A 17792-nucleotide genomic window follows, 5' to 3' on the forward strand; every position below is an offset into this window, starting at 1 on the left:
GGGGTGCAAAGGAGGGAAATATTTTGCTGCTAAATAAATATGGCGGCTAATTAATTTGCGCAGATATTTTATATAAAAAATTACAACGTTTTTATTTCATATACTTTTTTTTGATTTCGGCGAAAGGCTCTTCTGAAAGTAACTGAAGAGTTTTACTACGGTCGTCCTCTTTTTTTTGATTGACTAGTAGACGTACCTTTTCCATATCTGCGAGCGCAAAAGATGATAGGCCCATCTGGTCGTAAGCAAGAGCACGGTAAGCATATGCCCACAGATAATTAGATTGATAACTCATTCCTTCAGATAGTGCTTCAGCAGCATCTGGCCATCGCTTTAAGGAGATTAGTGTTACCCCAAGGTGATAGTAACTAGGCATACCAGGTGAGGTCCCTTTTCCTGTCATCCCAATATTGTCCTGAAGCATTTTTTGCAGCATTTTCAGTGCCTGTTCTGGTTGCCCATTCTCACGATAAAGAGCGGCGAGCCCAATAATCGCCCAGGCGGATCGGGCGGGGGCTAGAAGTAAAGCCTCTTCTCTATCTTTTATGGCGTGGCCGTATTCTCTTCTTTGGGCATAGGCAATGGACCGCAAAGTCAGTGCGGCAGCCTTTGTATTTGCCGGTGCGTTGGGTATAACAGCTAGACATTCAGATAGCTTTTGGATTACCCCGCTCGGGTTTTGAACTTCAGATCCATCCTGAGAGTACCTAATATATTTAATTTGCTCGCAAGGCCCCAGCTCTTTTGTATTAGTGAGGTCCGTGATATCCGCATCTTTCGCTTGGCAGCTGAAAGAACATACGGCGAGAAACAGCGCCGCTCGGTAGGGGAGCGGGCTCATTGAGGATACTCGGCAGTAGTCAGGTCGGGGCGCATGAGCTGAATCAACGGTGGTGTGAGAGACCCCTGTAAGCTGCAGAATATGCTCGTTTGGCCTGGGGCTTCACTTTCAAGCAAGAGCACGCGCTCTACGCTTCCCTTGGGAGTGGGAATACCTGCGGAAGCCCTATTAGGCCGCCAAGAGCCGAGTGGGTCGCCGATTACATGGATTTCTGCGCGTGCCCAGGTATCACCGGTTTTTTCCAATTTTTGGGGTGTTGTGAGAATGGCGTTTAGCTTTTCCGCTATGGTTTGCGGAGTTCCATTTGCCTTAAATCCCCAAAACAGGAAGCCACCGAGATGTTCCTCATAAAGTACTTCGTTGTGCCATGAAATTAGTTGTATCCCATTTATTTCCAAGGGATTTGTGAATAGCTGTTCTTGACCATTTTCGGCTAACGGATTGGCCACTTTGATCGTTGCCGCAGTCCCTTGGTTTTGTACGATTACGGACGGTCCGAGAAGAGTTTTGTTTTCCTTAAGAGCCTTAAACAGAGAGGCATCACATTGGGTAAAAAGACGGAGTGCGTCGCTTGCCCCAGTTGCTTGGGAGTCTGTTGCTAGAGCAGAACCGATTCCTAGAAATAGGGCAGAGGCAAGAAAGATCATCGGGAATTTTGACATTTTGTATCCCAGGAAAAGAAATAAGACTCTCGTACGTAAAGGCCGTTTTTTTCCGATTGAGCTTTAATGATCCGGCCCCCCCTCCTTCAAATACTTAGGCGACCGGGGCCCATACAGCAGTCCTCCGGCGGTGCTTGCTGCCAGGAGGCGGAAGCTGGTGACGCCGGCTATGGTGTGGCCTTTGTCGTTGATGGAGTCGGCGATCTGGTTGATCAGGGCTTTCACCAGCATGCCCACCAGGCCGTTGTTATTGTTGTTGTCCCCTTCAGCGCTGGAGGCGGTGGCGTGGCCTTTCCATAGGGAGCGGCCGTTGCGCAGGTCGATCAGTTCCCCGTCGGCGGTGACCCGGGTTTCGCTGGAAATGATCTTGTAGGAGGTGCCGTACTGGGTGACGTTGATGTAGAGAGCCGCGTCGGCGCCGAAGATTTTGCGCAGCTTGTCGATGGGCAGCTGGTGGATGTCGTCCGGGGTGGTCAGGCCGTTCTGGCGGAAGGTTTCGTTGGCCAGGGTGACGGGCACCACGTAATAGCCGGATTCGGCCAGGGGGTAGGTGACCTGGGACAACATGCTGAGGGAGGCATCCACGTCCGGGGAGGTGTTCAGGGGCGGCAGCACCAGGATGGAGGCGGGGCGGCTTTCCTTGAAGGCGGAGTAATCGGGGCCGGCGTAGTGGCTGGTGGAGGCGCAGCCGCTCAGGAGGGCGAGGCCCAGCAGCAGGCTGGCCCCGGGAAAAATAGCGTGGCGGGTCATGGGGTTCAGCCTTTCGTGGCGGTGGGGGCGGGAGTGGCTTGGGCTTTTTTCAGGAGAAAGTCCATGAAGGTGGCGCTTTCCGGGTACTGGCGCTTTTCCGCCTCCAGGTTTTCCACCATTTGGTCGGTGCGGCCGATTTCCCCGTAGAGAATGCCCAGGTGGGCGCGGAAGCCCGGGGGCACGGCCTCGCCCTTGGCCAGGGCCAGTTCCTTATCCTTTTCCATGGCCTGGATTTCCGCTTCCGGCCCCTTGTCCCCCTTGAGGTGGCTGTAGATGGTGGATTGGTAGCTGCCCCAGTAGTAGAGGGGCTTGGGCTGGCTGGCGCAGGCGGCGCAGAGCAGGGCCGCCGCAACGGGCAGGCCCCAGGTTTGGCTGAGGTAACGCAGGCGGGTCATGGGGCGTCTCCTCAGGAAGATTTCTTCAGCCAAGCGCCACCGTCCACCCCGGCCACCAGGGCGTCCACGGCCTGGCGAATGGCCAGATCCAGCACCTTGCCGTTGAGGGTGGAGTCGTAGCTGGCGGTGCCGCCGAAGCCGATTACTTCCCGGTTGGAGAGGGCGTATTCCCCGGCGCCTTGGGCGGAGTAAATAACTTCCGAGGTCTGCACATCCACCACATTGAGGGACACCTTGGCGTAGGCGATCTGCTGCTTGCCCCGGCCCAGGATGCCGAAGAGCTGGTGGTCCCCCACTTCCTTGCGGCCAAACTCGGTCACGTCCCCGGTAATGACGTAATTGGCGCCCTTCAGGTTCTGCCGGGCCTTGGTGAGGGAGGCTTCCTGCTTGATCTCGGTCATGTTGTCCCGGTCCAGCACGTTGAACCGGTTGGTTTGTTGCAGGTGGGTGACCAGAATGGTCTTGGCCTGACTACCGAGCCGGTCCACCCCGTCGGAGAAAATGCCCCGCAGGAAGGTGGAGCGGTTGTCGAACTTGCCCACGGATATGGGATAGCGCACCCCGTTATAGGCGACGGAGGCGGAGGCCGACTGGGCGACGGGCAAGCTTTGGGAGGTTTCCGTGGCGCATCCGGCCAAGCCCCCCAGGGCGATCAGGCCCATGGCCATTAGTGTGACTTTTTTCATGTTTTTTGCGATTAGAATAAAGAAGGAGAGAGCGGTAATTCCGAAATTAATCAATTGGTTAATTAAATAACTCCGGGGATTTTAAGATTTATGATTTTTAAAATTCTCCTGCCGGTCATATTTCAATGGCAATAATCCAAAAGTAATAAAATAGGTTAAGTTCTCTGAATATAAAGCAATATTTTTTGATTGACGGCATTAATCCTGGAAAATCTGGCCACGGCGAGAAGTCCCCTTTTCCGGGATTTCTGGCCTTTCTTACTGCCTATTTTCTGGGCGCTAAGGCGTTCCGCTCCGGGCTCGCCGGTGTATCCTTCCCCTCTCCCTATTTGTCTCCCCGTTCCCATGTTTTTCGGCATCGATCACCTGGCCACCTTTGTGCTGGGCACCATTTTTATCGTCCTATTGCCCGGGCCCAATTCCATGTATGTGATGAGCGTGGCTTCCCGCCGGGGAGTGGGTGCAGGCTATGGGAGCGCCTGCGGGGTGTTTCTCGGGGACACCATTCTCATGGTGCTGGCGGCCACCGGGGTGGCTTCCCTGATCGAGGCCAATCCCCTGCTCTTTACCCTGCTGAAATACGGTGGTGCCGCCTATCTGGCCTATCTGGGGATCAATCTGCTGCGGGCGGCGGTGGCCCGCTGGCGGGGTCAGGAAAGCGCCGGGGATGGGGCGGCGACGGGGGAAGACAACGGTGCCGGACCCTTCCGCCGTGCCCTGGTGATCAGCCTGCTCAACCCCAAGGCCATCCTCTTTTACCTGTCCTTCTTCATCCAGTTTGTGTCCCCGGGCTACGCCCATCCGGGGCTTTCCTTCCTGGTGCTGGGGGCCATCGTCCAGCTGTGCAGCGCCCTTTACCTTTCAGCCCTGATCTTTGGTGGTTCCTATCTGGCGGAGGCTTTCCGCCGTCGGCGGCGCATGGCGGCAGGGGCCACGGGCAGCGTGGGGGGCCTGTTCATCGGCTTTGCCCTAAAGCTGGCGGAAGCTTCCCTGAGCTAGGTAGGGCCCGGGGCTTAGGCCCCTTTTTTAATCTGCCCGATTCGGGGTCGGAGGCTGGATGTCCCCGGCGGCCCGCTCCTGTTCCGTCTCCGTCTCTCCTTCCCCTTCTGCGGTCCCGCCCTCCAGGTGGGTTGCCCCGCCTTGCCGTCGGCGGCGCCATTCCGTGGGGGAGCAGCCCAGGGCCTGGCGGAACATGTAGGTGAAGGCCGCCGGATTGGCATAGCCCAGATCCAGGGCGATGCCCGTAATGGGGCGCCCGGCGCAGAGCCATTCCAGGGCGAGAAAGAGGCGCAGCCGGTGGCGCCATTCCCGCAGGCTGATGCCCACTTCCCGGGCGAAGCGGCGGGCCAGGGTGCGAGCCGAAGCCCCCAGTTCCCGACCCCAGTCTTCGGCGCTTCGGTTATCCGCCGGTTGGGCGTAGAGGGCTTCACAGAGCCGTTGCAGCAGGGGGCTGGCGGGCCAGGGCAGGTGAAAGTGCTGCACCGGCTGGCGTTCCAGCTGGGCGAAAATCAGGGCGGTGAGCTGGTCCAGGTAGGTGTCGTCTTCCTGGCGATTCACGGCTTCCAATTCCACGATCAGGGCCCGCAGCAGGGGGGTGACCGCCAGCACCGTGCATTGCCGGGGCATGGCCAGATCGGGCCGGTCGGCCACGTAGAGATTGCGGAATTCGGCGCCGCTCAAGGCTCCCGTGGTGTGCTCCACCCCGGTGGGCAGCCAGATGCCCTGTTCCGGGGTAATCACGTGCCAGGTGTCGGCGGCGGTGACCATCAGGGTGCCCGCCGTGGCATAGACGAACTGGTTCCAGGGATGGCTGTGCAAGGGAAAAATCTGCCGCGCCGCCAGATTCTGGGAGCGGGGCACGATGGGCCGGGGCAGAGAGGGAAAGTCGGGAACCGGGATGGTTTCCCAGGTGTGCCAGTCCAGCATGGGCTGTCATCTCATCAATGGATATCGTCATTCTATCGAAAGGTGGCGGTAGGAAAAGGGCCTAGCATGGGGCCATTGTTTGCCGGAGTCCGCCCATGACTGCCTCTTCCTCCGCCCCTTCCTCCTCCGCCTCTCCATACCCGGCCCCGGCTCCTGACGCCGGGGTGGTTAGCCCCCTTTCCGCCGTGCCCCTGGCCGTCGCGCCGTCCCAGGCGGCCGCCCCGGCACCCCACCGGCTGCGGGTGATCTTTGCCGGGGTCTGCGCCCTCATCCTCACCGTGGGCCTAGCCCGTTTTGCCTACACCCCCATGCTGCCCATCATGCGGGCCCAGGCCGGGCTCTCCTATCTGGCCGGGGGCTGGCTGGCCACCTTCAATTACGCCGGTTACATCGCCGGAGCTCTCCTGGCCGCCTCCCTCAGCGATCTGCAACGCAAGTACCGGCTGTACCGCATCGGCCTGGTGGTGGCGGTGGCCAGCACCGCGGCCATGGGGCTCACGGACGATCTGGTGCTGTGGGCTGTGCTGCGCTTTCTCTCTGGATTTTCCAGCACCGCCGGGCTGCTCATTGCCTCCGGTCTGGTGCTCAACTGGCTCATGGGCCAGGGCCACCGGCCCGAGCTGGGGCTCCATTTCACCGGTCTGGGCCTGGGCATCGTGGTGTCCGGGCTGGCGGTGGCGGCCATGGTGGGGCGCCTGTCCTGGGAACATCAATGGCTGGGCCTGGGGCTCCTGGGCCTGCTCTTTTTTCTGCCCGCCTGGGGCTGGCTGCCCGCCCCCGCGCCCCTGGGCAGTGGCCGGGCCGTGGCGGCCCCTGCGCCCCCTTCCCGGCGCTGGATGGGCCTGCTGATTGGGGCCTATTTCTGCGCCGGTTTTGGCTACGTGGTGAGTGCCACCTTCATTGTGGCCATTCTGGAAAAGCTGCCCCTGCTGGCGGGCAAGGGGGGCTGGGTGTGGGTGGTGGTGGGCCTGGCGGCGGCCCCCTCCTGCTTTGTCTGGGACCGGCTGGCGGCGCGCCTGGGCCAGATTCCGGCCCTGCTCCTGGGCTACGGTCTCCAAGTGCTGTCCATCCTATTGCCCGTGGTGAGCGCCGACCCCACCCTGAATCTCCTGAGCGCCATGCTTTACGGGGGCACCTTCGTGGGCATTGTGAGCCTGACCCTGTCCCTAATCGGCCGCTGTTTTCCCCAGAATCCGGCCAAGGCCATGGCCCGCCTCACCTTGAGTTACGGGGTGGCCCAGATCGTGGCCCCGGCCATGGCCGGTTATATCGCCGCTGCCACGGGCAGTTATCAGGGGGCATTGCTGGTGGCCGCCGGGGTCATGGGGGTGGGTATGGTCCTGCTCCGGCGCCTGGGCCGGGAGCCCCACTGAGTCTGGTGCCGGGGGGACCCGCCTATTTCATCCGGGAGGGTAGGCGGATCAGCTTGCCGTCAATGCGGAAGGCGCCCCAGCCCTGGTGATGCAGGGTGCGGGGTCGTTTCCGGCCAGGGGCCACCCAGGCGGCCACCACTTCCAGGACAAAAAAGTTGTAATCCGTGTTCAGACGTTCGTCCCGCAGACGGCATTCCAGGCTGGCGTAGCACTCCTCAATGAGGGGGGCTTTGACCTGGGAGGCGGCTACCGGGGTGAGGCCGAAACGACGGAATTTGTCCATGCGCCGCCCGCTGCAATTGCCTACCCCCACCACCTTTTCCGCCAGATCCTCCGTGGGAATGTTGATGACGCATTCCCGATTGCGGGTGAGGAGTTCGTAGCTGTAATTCCGGTTGCTCACCACACAGCCCACCAGGGGCGGCTCGAATTCCATCATCAGATGCCAGCTCTGGGTCATCACATTGGGCCGCTTGGGTCCGGCGGTGGTGAGGAGAATGACCGGGCCCGGTTCCAGCAGGGTATAGGCCTGGTCCAGGGGCAGGGGACGCTTTTCCATAAGGGGGGAAGACCGGCGGGCCGGTGGGGGAAAAGGCCCCATCCTACCCCCGTGACATGGCAAGGGGGGAGGCGGGCATGGCCCCCGGGGGACCGGCGGGCCCTTCCCGGGGAGGAACGGTGGCGGGGGCCTAGTGGGCGGGGCGGCGCTGGCGGGCGGTTTCCAGGTCGGCGCAGAGCCGGGCAGCCCCTTCCAGCAGACGGGGGGTGTGGCGCTGGATCAGGTCCGGGGGCACGAAAAACAGATTGCCCCGGGCCACCGCCGTCACCTTGTCCCAGCGCTTCCAGTCATCCAGCCATTCGGGCCGGGAATCCCCCATGCCGCTGGCGGCGATGACTTCCGGATTGGTGGCCAGCACCGCTTCCACCGTCACCTTGGGGGCCAGCTGTTGCAGGTTAGCGAAGACGTTTTCCCCGCCACAGAGGTGGATCACATCGGAAATAATCTGGCCGCCCCCCACGGTCATCAGGGGCTGCTGCCAGATTTCATAGAAGGTGCGCACCCGGGGCAGGGTGCTGTAGCGGTGGCGCAGTTCCCCCAGCCGTTGCCGGTAGCGGGCCGCGGCGGCATTCGCTACCCGTTCCGTACCCGCCAGATGGCCCAGGGCTTCCAGGGTGCGGGCCACGTCGTCGATGCGGTTGGGCTGGGAAAGATAGACGGGAATGCCCAGGGCCCGCAGTTTGGCGATGTGGCCACCGGCGTTGCCGCTTTCCCAGGCCACCACCAGATCGGGCTTGAGGGCGGCGATGGCTTCCAGGTTGAGCTTGGAGTAGCCCCCCACCCGGGGCAGCTTTTTCGCCGCCTCCGGATAGTCGCTGTAATCCACCGTGCCCACCAGTTTGTCCCCGGCCCCGGCGGCGTAGAGGTTTTCCGTCAAATGGGGGGCCAGGCTGACGATGCGCTTGGCGGGGGCGGCCAGGCGCACGGTCTGGCCGGCGTCGTCCTTGAGTACCACGGGGGCGGCCTGGACGGTCTGGATGGCGGTGAGGGCGGCCAGGGCCAGGGTCAGGCAAAGACGGGGGAGAAGACAGGGCTTAGAGATCCAGTTCATGGGCGATTTCGGTGAGGGCGGTGGTGAGGCGCTGCCAGTGGGCTTCCCGGGCGGGGAGACCGATGCGCAGGCCGCTGGGGTCGGTGATGAGGCGGGTGAGGATACCCCGTTGGGCCAGTTTTTCGTGGAGGGTGGGGGCCCAGGGGTGGGGCAGCCAGCGGAACAGGGCGGTGCCGTCGTTGCGCCCCAGGATGTCCTGGAGCAGGCGTTCCAGGCGGGTGGAGGCGGCCATCAGTTCTTCCAGGGTTTCCTCTTGCCAGGGTCGATTTTCCAGGGCGGCCTTGGCCACGGCCCGGGAGGGGCCGCTCAAGGCCCAGGGGCCCAGGGTTTCCCCCAGGGCGGTGAGCAGTTCCGGCCGGGCCAGGGCAAAGCCCACCCGGGCGCCAGCCAGACCGAAAAATTTTCCCAGGGAGCGGAGCACCACCAGGTTCCTGGCCCGGGGGGTGCCCGCCAGATCGGCCAGGGAATTCCGGTTGTCCGCGTCGCCAAAGGCTTCGTCCACCACCAGCAGGCCCCCGTGCTTGGCTAGTTCCCGGGCCACGGCCCGCAGCCGGCGGGCGGTGAAGGCGTCTCCCGTGGGATTGTTGGGATTGCACAGCACCACCGCATTGGCCTGGGTGGCGGCCTGTTCCAGCTGTTCCGGGGTGAAGGGCAGCACCTCCCAACCCGCCCGCTGCCAAGCGGCGGCGTGTTCCCGGTAGGAGGGGGCGAGGACGGCGGCCCGGCCCGGGGGCAGGAGCCGGGGCAGGGCCTGGATGGCAGCCTGGGAGCCGGGCAGGGGCAGAATATTGGTATTGCCGTAGTACTCCACCGCCGCCTCCAGCAGCCCATCCTCGTCCTCCGGCAGGCGCTGCCAGGCGGCCGCCGCCAGGGTGGGCACCGGGTAACCCCAGGGATTGATGCCGGTGGACAGATCGAGCCAGGTTTCCAGGGGAATTCCCCAGTGGGCTGCGGCTTGGCGCAGTCGTCCGCCGTGTTCAAGCATGGGTCGCTTTCCTCAGGAGAAATAGGGCCAGGGCTGTGAGGGGGGGAAGGGCTACCAGCAGGGTGAGCCACAGGCCCAGCCCCCCTTCCACCAGCCGGGTGGCCCGGAGTATGTCCGGGGCGGCCGGGGGACGGCCCCGGCCCAGGGGCGGGCGCATTTCTTCCCGGCCTTCGTAAGTGGCGGCGCCTCCCAGGGTGAGGCCCAGGGCTCCGGCTCCGGCGGCCATGACCGGCCCCGCATTGGGGCTGTCCCAGGCGGGGGCCTGGGCGCGCCAGCAGGCCAGGGCCTGACGGGCCTGGCCCTGGGCGGCGTAGGTGAGGGCGGTGAGCCGGGCGGGCAGCCAGTTGAGCAGGTCATCCAGGCGGGCGGCGGCCCAACCGAAATAGCGGAAGCGGTCGTTGCGGTAGCCCCACATGGCGTCCAGGGTGTTGGCCAGACGGAAGAGCAGGGCCCCCGGGCCCCCCAGCACGGCAAACCAGAAGAGGGCGCCGAACACCCCGTCATTGCCGTTTTCCAGCACGGATTCCACGCAGGCCTTGGCTACTCCGGTAGCGTCCAGGGCCCCGGTTTCCCGGGAGACGATGTAGCCCACCCGGGTGCGGGCGGCGGCCAGATCCCCAGCGGCCAGGGGAACGGCCACGGCCCGGGCGTGTTCCCCCAGGCTGCGGGCCCCCAGGGCGAAATAGAGGAGCAGCCCGTCGCTCACCACGCCCAGCCAGGGGGTGGCGTGGAGCCAGGCGGCCAGGAGCACCCAGGGCAGGACGGCGGCGCACCAAGCAATGGCGCCGAAGAGGCGCAGGGCCCGGGGCGGCACCAGGCCCGGTGCCGGGCGCAGGGCTTTTTCCAGTAGCCCGGCCAGCCGGCCGAAGCCCACCAGGGGGTGGTAACGGCGCGGTTCCCCCAGCCAGCGGTCAAGGCCGTAGCCGATCAGGGCGGCGAGGGGCAAGGCGAGCCAGTGGGGCATGGGATAATCGGGTCCTTTCCGGCGCTTCGGCTCAAGCCGTGGCGCCGCCAATGGGGCCGGTGATCCCGAGGGGGCCGGCGGGCTGCTGCGAATTTGTTGATGGGTTGGGCAGGTTGCCAATCCCGGGATTTTAAATGAACAAACCCACTTTGATGGTTCAGGGCTGCACTTCCGATGCGGGAAAAAGCACCCTGGTGGCTGCATTTTGCCGCCTTTTGCACCGCCGAGGGGTGGCGGTGGCCCCCTTTAAGCCCCAGAACATGGCCCTGAACTCGGCGGTGACGGTGGATGGGGGGGAAATCGGCCGGGCCCAGGCCTTGCAGGCCCTGGCCGCTGGCTTGGCGCCCCATACGGATTTCAACCCGGTGCTTTTGAAGCCCAACAGCGACACCGGGGCCCAGGTGATTATCCACGGCAAGGTGGTGACGGACCTGGACGCCCGGGCCTACCACGCCTACAAGCCCCGGGCCATGGCCGCCGTGCTGGCCTCCTACGGGCGCCTTTGCGCACGCTACCAGGCGGTGCTGGTGGAGGGGGCGGGCAGCCCGGCGGAAATCAATCTGCGGGACCGGGATATCGCCAACATGGGCTTTGCGGAGGCGGTGGATTGCCCGGTGATTCTGGTGGGGGACATCGACCGGGGCGGGGTGTTCGCCCATCTGGTGGGCACCTTGGACCTCCTTTCCCCCAGCGAACGGGCCCGGGTGCGGGGCTTTGTCATCAACCGCTTTCGCGGTGACCTGTCCCTGCTCCAGCCCGGCCTGGACTGGCTGGAAGCCCGCACCGGCAAGCCCGTGCTGGCGGTGCTGCCCTATCTCCACGGCCTCTACCTGGATGCGGAGGACGCCATTGCCCGGGAATCCCTGACCCGGGGGGAAACCCGGCTCCGGGTGGTGGCCCCCGCCTATCCCCGTACCTCCAACCACAACGACCTGGACCCCCTGCGCCTCCATCCGGCGGTGGATTTCCGCTTTATCGGCCCGGGGGAGGCCCCGCCCCGGGAGGTGGATCTGATGGTGCTGCCCGGTTCCAAAAATGTGCGGGACGATCTGGCCTGGCTTCGGGCCCAGGGCTGGGAAGGGGCCATCCGCCGCCATCTGCGCTACGGCGGCAAGGTGCTGGGCATTTGCGGTGGCTTCCAGATGCTGGGCCGCTGGATACACGATCCGGAGGGCCTGGAAGGGGCGCCGGGCAGCGCCCCGGGCCTGGGGCTCCTAGACATGGAAACCACCCTGGCCCGGGACAAGCGCCTGGCCAATGTGGCGGGCTGGCTCAATCTGCCGGGCCAGCCCCCCCTGGAAGGCTACGAAATTCACCTGGGGGTGAGCCAGGGCCCCGCCCTGGAACGGCCCGCCTGCTGGTTGGCGGATCAGGGGGAAGAAGGCGCCGGGGGGGCGGCAGTGGGTGAAAAAACAAGGGCGGGGGGCGGTGCAGAGATAGGTGCAAAGGCCGTTGCAGAGGCAAGTGCAGAGGCAAGTGCAGAGGCCGCCGGGGCCTGGCTCGGGAGCGGCCAGCCGGGAAGGGGGCGCCCAGAAGGCGGCGTCGTGGCCTTCTCTGGCGCCGATTCGGCCCTCGGTCCCACTCCGCCCCGGCCCGGGTTGCGGCCGGATGGGGCCCGCTCCCCGGACGATCAGATCCTGGCTACCTACTGTCACGGCCTTCTGGACCGGGCCGAAGCTCTGTCCGCCCTGCTGGACTGGGCGGGCCTGGGGCAGGAGGGGGACGGTGCGGCGCTCCCTCAGGTCGATCCCCAGGCCCGGCGGGAGGCGGATTTGGAGCGTCTGGCGGACAGTCTGGAGCAGGCCCTGGATTGGCCCAAACTGGCCCGGGCCGTGCCCGAACTATGGGGGCCGGAGGCGTAACCCTGGGTTTTTTGCGGCGGAGGGCTAGGGCGGAGGGTTTCGGCACGGGTCCCTGAGTTCAGGGGCCTGGTGCTGAGGTCTTAGCCTTTAATTCTGGGGCTGGCCGATAGGTCGGTAGTGCCCAGCATGGCGGCAAGCCCTTGCCTATAAAGCGCCCAGGGGCTTAGCTCTTGCCGACCCGACCCGACCCGACCCGACCCGACCCGACCCGACCCGACCCGACCCGACCCGCACCCAAGCCAGAGCCAGAGCCAGAGCCAGAGCCGCAATCCGACCCCCGCCCCGAGCCGCAGCCCAACCGATACCAAAAAAGGAAGCCGGGCCCCGAAGTGCCCGCCCCGCGCCGGCCTTACTTCAAGGCCAAAGGCAGGCCCGCCGCCACCAGGGTGACTTGGGTGCAGACGGCGGCGACCCGCTGGTTGAGGCGTCCCTGTTCGTCGCCAAAGAGGCGGGAGACCGGGTGCATGGGCACAATGCCCCAGCCCACTTCGTTGGAGACCAGGATGATTTCCCCGGGCAGGGTGGGCAGGCAGTCCAGCAGGGCGCCGGTTTCCTCCGCCAGCAGGGGACATTGGATGGGCAGATGGGCTTCCGCCTGCCGGGCGGCGTCCCCGGCGAACAGCAGGTTGGTGAGCCAGAGGGTGAGGCAATCCACCAGCACGCAGCGGTTCGGGGCGGCGTTTTCCGCCAGGGCCAGGGCCAGATGGAGAGGTTCTTCCACCAGGCCCCACTCAGCCGGGCGGCGGGCCCGGTGGTGGGCCAGGCGCTGGGCCATTTCCGGGTCTTCCGCGCTGGGGCGGACCTGGGCCGTGGCCAGATAGATCACCTCCCGGTCCGGGGCCGCCCCGGCCCAATCCTTGGCCCGCTGTTCCGCCAGGGAGCTTTTGCCGCTGCGGGCGCCGCCGATGATGAGTTGTGCCATGGGCCGACTTTAGCACAGGGCCGGGGCCCCTTTGGACCGGCGGGCGGGCTTTCCCGGGAGCGGGTGGGGCGGGGGAAAGGCGGGGCCTGAGGGTATAATCTCGGGTTTCCTTTCTTGCTGCCTGGGGCCTGTTGCCGTGGAACGGCCCACCTATCTTTCCATGTCCTTCACCATTACCGCTCCCGCCCTTTCCGCCCAGGACCCGTTCTGCCAGGCCCTGCAACACAAGATCGACAGCAAGACCAAGCCCCTGGGCGCCCTGGGGCTGCTGGAAAAAGTGGCGTTCCAGGTGGGCTGGATGCAGCAGACCCTGACCCCCAGCCTGTCCCGGCCCCAGCTCTTCGTCTTTGCCGGGGACCACGGGGCCGCCAAAGCCGGGGTGTCCGCCTATCCCCAGGATGTGACCTGGCAGATGGTGGAAAACTTCCTGGCCGGCGGGGCGGCGGTGAATGTGTTTGCCCGCCAGAGCGGTTTTGATCTGGCGGTGGTGGATGTGGGGGTGGCCCACGATTTCGCCCCCCGGGAAGGCCTGATCCAGGCCAAGGTGGCTCCGGGCACCCGGAATTTCATTACCGAAGCGGCCATGAGCGCCGAGGAGCGGGACCGGGCCCTGGAAACCGGGGCGCAACTGGTGCGCCAGGCGGCGGCCCGGGGCTGCCGGGCCGTGGCCTTCGGGGAAATGGGCATCGGCAATACGGCCTCCGCCTCCCTCATTACCCACGTCCTCACCGATACCCTGCTGCCCCAGTGCGTGGGACGGGGCACGGGTCTGGATGACGCGGGCCTGTCCCGCAAGCGCAATCTGCTGGCCCAGGCGGCCACCCGTTATCGGGTCGCCGGGGGGGATGGGGATCCCTTGGGGGTGCTGGCGGAATTCGGCGGCCTTGAAGTGGCGGCCATGGTGGGGGGCTTCCTGGCGGCGGCGGAAGCCAAAATGCTGATTCTGGTGGATGGCTTCATTGTCACCTCCGCCTTGCTGGTGGCCGCCCGCCTCCATCCGGAAGTGCTGGCCTACTGCGTCTTCTGCCATGCCTCCGCCGAACCCGGCCATCAGGCCCTGCTCGACGCCCTGGGCGGGAAAGCCCTGCTGGACCTGGGCCTGCGCCTGGGGGAAGGCACCGGCGCCGCCCTGGCCTGGCCCCTGGTCCAGTCTGCCGTGGCCTTCCTCAATGACATGGCCAGTTTTGAATCCGCCGGTGTGAGCAACAAGGACTAACCCCCCATGGTCCGCCGCGAGCTGGAATATTTTTTCGGCGCCCTGCGCTTTTTCACCCGCCTGCCGGTGCCGGCCTGGGTCGGTCATTCCACGGAAGGGCTGAACCGGGCGTCCCGCTATTTCTCCGCGGTGGGGCTGGTGGTGGGGGCCGTGGCGGCCCTGGTGTTCTGGCTCGCCAGCCTGGGCTGGCCCACGGAGCTGGCGGTGCTGGCATCCATGGGGGCCACCCTGTGGGCCACCGGGGCCTTCCACGAAGATGGCCTGTCGGACATGACCGACGGTTTTGGCGGCGGCTGGACCAAGGAAAAAGTGCTCACCATCATGAAGGATTCCCGGGTGGGCAATTACGGGGTGGTGGTGCTCTGGTGCGTGCTCACCGGCAAATTCCTGGCCCTGCTGCTCCTCGCCCAGCGGGCCCCCGTGGCCTGGCTGGTGCCCGCCGTGTTGGTGGCGGGCCACAGCCTGTCCCGTTTCTGCTCCACCGTCCTCTTGCGCCTGATGGACTATGTGCGGGAGGATGCCTTATCCAAGGCCAAGCCCTTGGCGACCCGCATGGGGAATGGGGAAATGGCCCTGGCCGCCCTCTTCGCCCTGCTTGGCCTGGCGCCCTTGCTGTTCCTGCTGCCCCCAGCCCCCGCCCTGCGCGGCTGCCTGCTCGCGGCCCTTGGCACCTTCTGGGTGGCCCGGCTGATGCGCCGCCGCCTGGGAGGCTATACGGGCGACTGTCTGGGGGCGACCCAGCAGATCGCCGAACTGTGCTTCTATTTGGGGATGTTATGGACCTCTATCTGATTCGCCACCCCTGGCCGGCGGTGGCTCCTGGTGTCTGCTACGGCGCCGCCGATCTGCCGTTGGCCGAAGCCGTGGCCCCGGTGGCCGAGCGCTTAAAGCCCCTGCTGCCGCAAGGCGCCCGGGTGCTTTCCAGCCCCCTGCAACGCTGCCGCCAGCTGGCCGAGGCCCTGCATCCCAGCCCGGTGCTGGACCCCCGGCTCCAGGAAATCAATTTTGGCCGTTGGGAAGGCAAGACCTGGGACGATATTTACCGGGATGACCGGACCAGCCTGGATGCCTGGGCTAAGGATGTGCTCCATTTCACCCCCCCGGGAGGCGAATCCGCGGCCCAGATGCAGGCCCGAGCCCTGGCCTGCGTGGGGGAACTGGCCCATGAGGACACGGTGATCGTCACCCACGGGGGCGTCATCCGGGCTCTGCTGGTCTATTGGCTGGGTATTCCGGCGGAACGCTGGCGCCAGGTGCAGCTGGATTTCGGCCACCTCACCAAGGTGCGGGTGGATAACCAGGGCGGCCGCCTGCTCTGCCTTAACCGCTAAGGTCTTGCCTATGGTCAGCGATCCCGTTCCCCTGTCCGACCTGCACCGGGTGCTGGTGGTGAAGTTGCGCCACCACGGCGATGTGCTGCTGACCTCCCCGGTCTTTTCCGCCCTCCAGGCCGCTGCGCCCCAGGTGGAGATTGACGCCCTGGTGTATCGGGACACGGCGGAAATGCTGACCCTGCACCCGGCTATCCGCCAGGTCCACACCATTGACCGGCATTGGAAGGCCCTGGGCCCCCTAGGCCAGATCCGGGCCGAATGGGGTCTGTTGCAGAGCCTCCGGGCCCGCCATTACGACCTCATCCTGCACCTCACCGAGCATCGCCGGGGGGCCTGGCTGGCCCGCCTGACCGGCGCCCCCTGGGCGGTGGCTCCCAAGGTGAAGGGCCGGGGCCGGTTCTGGCAGAACAGTTTTACCCATTTCGTGGAAGCTCCCCGCAACGCCCTGCGCCATACGGTGGAGCGCAATCTGGACGCCCTGCGCCGCATCGGGGTGTATCCGGAAGAGGATGCCCGGCGGCTGGTGCTGGTCCCCGGGGAAGGGGCGGAAGCCCGGGTGGCGGGGTTGCTGGCGGAGCGGCAGCTGGGGGCGGGGGGCTTTCTCCACGTCCATCCCGGTTCCCGCTGGCTCTTTAAGTGCTGGCCGGCGGAAAAGATGGCCCAGACCCTGGCCCGTCTCCAGTCCCAGGGCTGGCCGGTGCTCCTCACCGCCGCCCCCGATCCCCGGGAATTAGCCATGGTGGATGCTATCCAGGCCCGGCTGGTCACCCTGGGGGGGCGCCCCGCCGTCTCCCTGGCGGGCCAGTTAAGCCTCAAGGAACTGGCCGCCGTGGCGGGCCGGGCCAAGGTTTTTCTTGGGGTGGATTCCGCCCCCATGCACATTGCCGCCGCCATGGGCACCCCCGCCGTGGCCCTCTTCGGCCCTTCCGGCGACAAGGAGTGGGGCCCCTGGGGCGTACCCGCCCGGGTGATCACCAGCGACCGCCACCCCTGCCGGCCCTGCGGCATCGACGGCTGCGGCGGGGGCAAGGTAAGCGACTGCCTGGTGAGCCTGGAAGTGGAGCGGGTGGTGGCGGCGGTCCAGTCCCTGGGGGCGCCGTGAGGATTGCCATTGCCCGCCAGCGCTACAACCCCTTCGGTGGGGCGGAGCGCTTCGTGGACCGGGCCCTGGCCGCCCTGGCCCGGGAAGGGGCGGAAGTGACCTTGATCGCCCGCCAGTGGGCGGGCAGCGTGGAAGCCTGTGGCGGTTACCAGCTGCTCACCTGCGCCCCCTCCTACCGGACCCGGGTGGGCCGGGATCGGGGCTTCGCCGCCTGTGTCCAGGCCGCCATGGGGGAAGGGCATTTCGATCTGGTTCAGTCCCATGAACGTATTCCCGGTTGCACCCTGTACCGGGCCGGGGATGGGGTCCATGCGGCCTGGCTGGAACACCGGGCCCGCATCCTCCCCGCCTGGAAGCGCTGGGCCCAGTACGCCGACCCCTATCACCGTTATCTGCTGCGGGCGGAGCGGGAAATGTTCGAGCATCCGGACCTGCGGGCGGTGATCTGTAATTCCCGGCTGGTTCAGGACGAAATCGTGGAACGCTTCGGCCTGCCTCGGGAAAAGCTGCCCATTATTCGCAACGGGGTGGATCTCCAGGCTTTCCACCCCAGCCTGGCCGAGCGCTATCGCCAGCCCCAGCGGGCCGCCCACGGCATTGGCCCGGAAGAGACGGTTTTCCTGTACGTGGGCAGTGGTTTTGAACGCAAAGGGGTGCCCCAGTTGCTGCGGGCCTTCGCCGCCCTGAAAGCCCCTGCCCGCCTGGTGGTGGTGGGCGCCGACCGGCACCTGGAAGGGGCCAAGCGTCTGGCTCGGGACCTGGGCATTGCCTCCCGCACCCTGTTCACCGGTCCCGTCACCGATGTTAAACCCTGGTACGGCGCCGCCGACGTCTTCGTCCTCCCCACCCTCTACGACCCCTTCCCCAACGCCGCTCTGGAAGCCATGGCCTGCGGGCTGCCGGTGGTGACGTCTCGGGCCTGTGGAATCTCCGAGCTGATTGAGCCCGGCCGGAATGGCTTTATTCTGGATGCCCTGGATGTTTCGGCCTGGAGTGAAGTCCTGGAGCGGCTGGCCGACCCCTCAAACCATCATGTGCTGATGGGGGATGAGGCTCGGGCTGCTGTGGCCGACCTTTCCCTGGAGAGTCTGGCCGAGGAACTGCTGACCTTGTATCGGCAATTGCTGATACCCCTGAACGGCGGTGGCCGGGCTTAACGGGCCT

Annotated in this window: 19 protein-coding genes; 8 read left to right on the forward strand and 11 right to left on the reverse strand. The window is 65.5% G+C overall.

Annotation, left to right across the window (positions count from 1 at the left end; genetic code table 11):
• Positions 1-91: 91 nt before the first annotated feature.
• The 5 genes from Azoinq_RS08400 to Azoinq_RS08420 form a co-directional block, all read right to left on the reverse strand.
• Positions 92-841 carry a tetratricopeptide repeat protein gene (locus Azoinq_RS08400; protein ID WP_216130071.1) on the reverse strand — a complete coding sequence of 250 codons (750 nt, stop codon included), beginning with the start codon at positions 839-841 and terminating at the stop codon, positions 92-94.
• On the reverse strand, positions 838-1503 hold the full coding sequence (locus tag Azoinq_RS08405; protein ID WP_216130070.1) for a hypothetical protein: 666 nt from the start codon (positions 1501-1503) through the stop codon (positions 838-840). The genes Azoinq_RS08400 and Azoinq_RS08405 overlap by 4 nt, the downstream gene beginning before the upstream one ends.
• A 63-nt stretch (positions 1504-1566) precedes the next feature.
• On the reverse strand, positions 1567-2253 hold the full coding sequence (locus Azoinq_RS08410; protein ID WP_216130068.1) for a DUF799 domain-containing protein: 687 nt from the start codon (positions 2251-2253) through the stop codon (positions 1567-1569).
• Positions 2254-2258: 5 nt separating this feature from the next.
• A complete protein-coding gene (locus Azoinq_RS08415; RefSeq protein ID WP_216130066.1) occupies positions 2259-2648 on the reverse strand; it encodes a DUF4810 domain-containing protein in 390 nt (129 codons plus the stop codon).
• 11 nt (positions 2649-2659) lie between these two features.
• Positions 2660-3334, reverse strand: a complete 675-nt coding sequence (locus Azoinq_RS08420) for a CsgG/HfaB family protein (protein ID WP_216130064.1) — start codon at positions 3332-3334, stop codon at positions 2660-2662.
• 345 nt (positions 3335-3679) lie between these two features.
• Here Azoinq_RS08420 and leuE point away from each other — a divergent pair, with 345 nt between their 5' ends.
• Complete coding sequence (gene leuE, locus Azoinq_RS08425; protein ID WP_216130062.1) at positions 3680-4333, forward strand: leucine efflux protein LeuE; 654 nt, start codon at positions 3680-3682, stop codon at positions 4331-4333.
• 27 nt (positions 4334-4360) lie between these two features.
• Here the strand turns inward: leuE and Azoinq_RS08430 are convergent, their stop codons facing one another.
• Complete coding sequence (locus tag Azoinq_RS08430; protein ID WP_216130060.1) at positions 4361-5260, reverse strand: AraC family transcriptional regulator; 900 nt, start codon at positions 5258-5260, stop codon at positions 4361-4363.
• A gap of 95 nt (positions 5261-5355) precedes the next feature.
• Here Azoinq_RS08430 and Azoinq_RS08435 point away from each other — a divergent pair, with 95 nt between their 5' ends.
• Positions 5356-6633: a YbfB/YjiJ family MFS transporter gene (locus tag Azoinq_RS08435; RefSeq protein WP_216130058.1), complete on the forward strand. Its 1278-nt coding sequence runs from the start codon at positions 5356-5358 to the stop codon at positions 6631-6633.
• A 22-nt stretch (positions 6634-6655) separates the two neighbouring features.
• On the opposite strand, the gene Azoinq_RS08440 is transcribed toward Azoinq_RS08435, so the two are convergent.
• The 4 genes from Azoinq_RS08440 to cbiB all read right to left on the reverse strand — a co-directional run bounded on the left by Azoinq_RS08440 (position 6656) and on the right by cbiB (position 10192).
• Positions 6656-7192, reverse strand: a complete 537-nt coding sequence (locus tag Azoinq_RS08440; protein WP_216130056.1) for a flavin reductase family protein — start codon at positions 7190-7192, stop codon at positions 6656-6658.
• A gap of 130 nt (positions 7193-7322) precedes the next feature.
• Positions 7323-8243, reverse strand: coding sequence for a cobalamin-binding protein (locus tag Azoinq_RS08445; protein ID WP_216130054.1), 921 nt, complete (start codon positions 8241-8243; stop codon positions 7323-7325).
• Entirely contained in the window at positions 8227-9228 is a 1002-nt protein-coding gene (cobD, locus tag Azoinq_RS08450) for a threonine-phosphate decarboxylase CobD (protein WP_216130052.1), read from the reverse strand. Before cobD ends, Azoinq_RS08445 begins: the two co-directional genes overlap by 17 nt.
• Positions 9221-10192: an adenosylcobinamide-phosphate synthase CbiB gene (gene cbiB, locus Azoinq_RS08455; protein ID WP_216130050.1), complete on the reverse strand. Its 972-nt coding sequence runs from the start codon at positions 10190-10192 to the stop codon at positions 9221-9223. The genes cobD and cbiB overlap by 8 nt, the downstream gene beginning before the upstream one ends.
• A gap of 134 nt (positions 10193-10326) precedes the next feature.
• On the opposite strand from cbiB, the gene Azoinq_RS08460 reads away from it, so the two are divergent.
• Entirely contained in the window at positions 10327-12054 is a 1728-nt protein-coding gene (locus Azoinq_RS08460; protein WP_216130048.1) for a cobyric acid synthase, read from the forward strand.
• A gap of 349 nt (positions 12055-12403) precedes the next feature.
• Here the strand turns inward: Azoinq_RS08460 and cobU are convergent, their stop codons facing one another.
• Positions 12404-12976: a bifunctional adenosylcobinamide kinase/adenosylcobinamide-phosphate guanylyltransferase gene (gene cobU, locus Azoinq_RS08465; protein WP_216130046.1), complete on the reverse strand. Its 573-nt coding sequence runs from the start codon at positions 12974-12976 to the stop codon at positions 12404-12406.
• 160 nt (positions 12977-13136) lie between these two features.
• Here cobU and cobT point away from each other — a divergent pair, with 160 nt between their 5' ends.
• From cobT to Azoinq_RS08490, 5 genes are read left to right on the forward strand one after another with little or no spacing between them, the layout of a single operon-like run.
• Positions 13137-14192, forward strand: coding sequence for a nicotinate-nucleotide--dimethylbenzimidazole phosphoribosyltransferase (gene cobT / locus Azoinq_RS08470; protein WP_216132102.1), 1056 nt, complete (start codon positions 13137-13139; stop codon positions 14190-14192).
• 6 nt (positions 14193-14198) lie between these two features.
• Entirely contained in the window at positions 14199-14984 is a 786-nt protein-coding gene (locus Azoinq_RS08475) for an adenosylcobinamide-GDP ribazoletransferase (RefSeq protein WP_216130044.1), read from the forward strand.
• A complete protein-coding gene (gene cobC, locus Azoinq_RS08480; protein ID WP_216130042.1) occupies positions 14969-15523 on the forward strand; it encodes an alpha-ribazole phosphatase in 555 nt (184 codons plus the stop codon). Before Azoinq_RS08475 ends, cobC begins: the two co-directional genes overlap by 16 nt.
• A gap of 10 nt (positions 15524-15533) precedes the next feature.
• Complete coding sequence (gene rfaQ, locus Azoinq_RS08485; protein WP_216130040.1) at positions 15534-16628, forward strand: putative lipopolysaccharide heptosyltransferase III; 1095 nt, start codon at positions 15534-15536, stop codon at positions 16626-16628.
• Positions 16625-17785 (forward strand): glycosyltransferase family 4 protein, encoded by a 1161-nt coding sequence (locus tag Azoinq_RS08490; RefSeq protein WP_216130038.1) that lies wholly within the window; start codon positions 16625-16627, stop codon positions 17783-17785. Before rfaQ ends, Azoinq_RS08490 begins: the two co-directional genes overlap by 4 nt.
• Positions 17786-17792 lie beyond the last annotated feature (7 nt).

Source organism: Azospira inquinata, from assembly GCF_018905915.1.
Classification (GTDB): Bacteria; Pseudomonadota; Gammaproteobacteria; order Burkholderiales; family Rhodocyclaceae; genus Azospira; species Azospira inquinata.